3 protein-coding genes are annotated in these 3,572 nt (G+C 37.8%); all 3 read right to left on the reverse strand.

Annotation, left to right across the window (positions count from 1 at the left end):
- Window positions 1-1,203: 1,203 nt before the first annotated feature.
- The gene (locus tag EXA13_RS16225; RefSeq protein ID WP_238134057.1) at window positions 1,204-1,761 is read right to left on the reverse strand and encodes a GIY-YIG nuclease family protein; all 558 of its coding nucleotides are present in this window, start codon (window positions 1,759-1,761) and stop codon (window positions 1,204-1,206) included.
- A gap of 156 nt (window positions 1,762-1,917) precedes the next feature.
- Window positions 1,918-2,709: a PhzF family phenazine biosynthesis protein gene (locus tag EXA13_RS16230; RefSeq protein ID WP_172858851.1), complete on the reverse strand. Its 792-nt coding sequence runs from the start codon at window positions 2,707-2,709 to the stop codon at window positions 1,918-1,920.
- Window positions 2,710-2,868: 159 nt separating this feature from the next.
- Window positions 2,869-3,414 carry a hypothetical protein gene (locus EXA13_RS16235; RefSeq protein WP_238134058.1) on the reverse strand — a complete coding sequence of 182 codons (546 nt, stop codon included), beginning with the start codon at window positions 3,412-3,414 and terminating at the stop codon, window positions 2,869-2,871.
- Between the last annotated feature and the right edge of the window lie 158 nt (window positions 3,415-3,572).

Raw genomic sequence — 3,572 nt, forward strand, 5'->3', positions numbered from 1 at the left:
TGTTTAGCCATAAATCACCTCTCAATTAGACCCTAGATCTAACTTAGTAAAGTGTCTACTAAACGTGGGGTACTCGGGTTACATAACGCCGCATTAAGGGGCAAGCAACGCTAACAACCGAACTTAAACTAACCAGCCGTAACCTCAAATGCTCACCCAAAACAAAAGTGCCACGCGTTGATTGTCCCTCTTAAATGCTTTGTTATGTAACTTTGCTAACTATTTCAAAGCATTACCAAAAATAGCATCGCCAAACACGATTTAACTTACACGAAAAGTCAGCATTGACCCAGTAGAAAAAACTCTGGCAACCACAAAAGCAACTTGATTCTGCGGATCATGACTATAGACAAGCTGAACGCAAACTCGCTTTACCATTAAGTTCAGAATATAGACTTGAAGAACAAGAAGACAAAAACCAAATCAACATGAATAATACTGACTTTACAAACCATATAAATAACTAATTAAAACAATCAGTTAAAAGTATCAAATATGAAAAGTAGAAGTTCATTTTAAAATGTAAAATGATGAAAACACTTTAATTGTGGTCTTTTTCTCTACGGTTACATAACGCCGCATTAAGGGGCAGGCAACGCAAACAACTAAACTCAAACTAGCCAGCCGTAACCTCAAATGCTCAACCAAACCAAAACTGCCAAGCGTTGGCTGTCCCTCTTGAATGCTTTGTTATGTAACTTTGCTAACTATTTCAAAGCATTACAAAGAATAGCATTGCCAAATATCGTTTAACTTACATGAAAAGTTAGCAGTAACCCAGTAGAATTTTCGTGACAACGACGAAACTGCGAGCCCTAGTTCAAAGAAAAAATGACTGCCACCAAGCTTATCGCAAACCCACTAAACCATTTAGAACCAGCTAAAAATTCGAAGAGCAAAAAGAAGAAAACTAAATCCAATATGAATAAAACTGGATTTACAACTTTAAAAATAACCCATTAAAACAATCAGTTAAAAGAATAAAACATGCAAAGTAGAAGCTAAATTCAAAGTAAAGAAATCATAAAAACACTTTAATTTTCAATATATTGAGAAATTTTTCTCTGCTGTTACATAACGCCCTGTTAAGGTGTGAGCAACGCAATACCGAAGCTACCGCATACCACCTTAAACACTAAACGCAACGCATAGTAAAAATGCCAAGCGTTGCGAATCACTCTTAAACAGTTTGTTATACATATATCACACGAGAATACGCAAACATTTACCCGCTTGTTCTCTAATAAACTCAACGCCTAGCGTTTCAAAAGTACTTTTTAATGCCTCTACCGTATCAATACTTGGTGACGTTGCATTGCTTTCAAAGTTTGCCACCGTACTTTCAGTAAGACCCGCTTTTTCTGCTAACTCGGAGAGTTCAATCCCCAATGCTCCTCTAGCTTTTTTGCAAACTTCAGGCGTAAACTCATCACAGCCTTTCCGAGCTAGTGTCCACCCCTTTGGAACAGAATCTGTAAATAGAATCAAAGAATGGAACAGTTGTTTAACTTGTGGAAGATCACGTTCACTTAAATCAAACCACTCACCTCGAATGTGGGTATCTTTAAAGTGATAATGTAGTTCATTCTCTAATCTCTTGGCTTCTTCTGGACTCCCGGCATCATGTATATGAAAAATACGCAAATATAAGTGATTACCTACATTCAGTATGCTTCTTCGATTTTTTACATCTGACGCGATACCTATTTTTAAAGGACCACCTGACGGACCAATTACATAAATCTGATTTCCTGAACTCATAATTTACCTTATATGTATAACGCCCGCCTAAGGGGCTGACAACGCATAACACTAAACTCAAACACAACACAACCGAAACCACCGCGGCTCAATGGGACTGGAAACGCCGCGCGTTGACAGTCCCTCTTGAGGCGTTTGTTATAAAGCAGATTTCCACTAAACGTTAATTTTGCCTTTTAAATAAAGAACACCTTTACCTGAAATAACAATAGCTCTTTCTAAAACGCGGCACTTCAGTACACCACCTCTCTTGGAGGCTTGGTAGGCTAGTAAATCTACCTTACCTAGTTTGTCTGCCCAATAAGGAGCTAAGCCTGAATGTATAGAACCTGTAACTGGGTCTTCATCACCACCGTTTGCAGGCCAAAAATAACGCGATACGAAATCATAGTTGTCGGATTTAGCAGTTACTACAACATCTAAAGGTGCAAGCTGTTTCAATTGTTCAGAGATATAAGAAACGTCCAAAACTTCTTGCTCATTGGCAAAGACAGCAAAGTAGGCTTGCCTGTTTTTGAGAACCTCGATAGGTTCTTTAGATAACCCATTCAAAAGTTGGGTCGGAATTGTAGAAGCCACTTCTGGCTTCTGGTTGGGGAACACCATTTCAATTTCATTCTGTGCATTGAGAATTACATTTAAGTTGCCAACTTTTTGGGTTATGAACTCAATTTGGTTTTCAACACCGAGCTCATTAAACAATACATGGGCGGATGCTAAGGTTGCGTGACCACAAAAATCAATTTCAGTCAGGGGTGAAAACCAACGAATCTCGTATTGGTTAGCACCTACATTTTTAATGTAGGCAGTCTCTGACAGGTTGTTTTCAGCCGCTATATTTTGCATTAGTTCATCAGACAGCCAGTCTTCGACCGGAACTACTGCTGCTGAGTTACCTTTAAACTGTTGATCTGTAAATGCATCAACTACGAAAATATCCAATTCCAACTTATGAACTCCATTTGCTTTATAACGCTGCATTAAGGGGCAAGCAACGTAAACAGCTTAACTCAAACTAGCCAGCCGTAACCTCAAATGCTAACCCAAACCAAAAATGCCACGCGTTGATTGTCCCTCTTAAATGCTTTGTTATGTAAATTTCTTGTTTTAAATATCTAAAACAATCTGGACCTTTTTATCCGTAGATTCTACTGCCTTACCTTGCACAAAACGATTTTCGATCAAACGCTTAATTTTTTGTGGCAGCAAAACATCATAACCTTTTACTGACGCCACATTGTAACCAACCAAAAAATTCAAATTATACGAAACTAAATAGTTGCCTTGAATATCCTTGGTTACAATTACCTCACTATTGCAATCAACCTTTTTATTTTCATAAGTAGGGTAAGTGTCACCATTCTTATCAGTCCTAACTTTCTTAAGGTCATTGTAATTCCCGGTATTTTCACAAAGATCAAACTTCGTTCTAAATGGGAGCTGCTCAAAATTAACTTCAACTGTGCTTTGTATAGAATCATTTGAAAGCAATGAAAAGTGAACTGTACCTAAGTTACTACTATTACTGCCAACTTTATGCTGTGTAATGTCATTCTTCAGGAATTTTTGTTCAGTTGAAGCCTTACTAGAATCAGGTGTCGTCGAACAACCAGCCAGAATCACAAGTGGTAGTAGTGCCGTGAATTTATTCATAATATTTTCCTTATTTTTCAATAAGAAGGAATAGTAACACTGTATATTAAAACAGCAAAGTACTATATACGCCAATTCACATAACGCCCGCTTAAGGGGCTGGCAACACAAAACACCAAACTAAAACAAAACAGCTATAACCTCAAATGCTCATTTCA

This window comes from Vibrio cincinnatiensis, from assembly GCF_022113815.1.
Taxonomy (GTDB): domain Bacteria; phylum Pseudomonadota; class Gammaproteobacteria; order Enterobacterales; family Vibrionaceae; genus Vibrio; species Vibrio cincinnatiensis_A.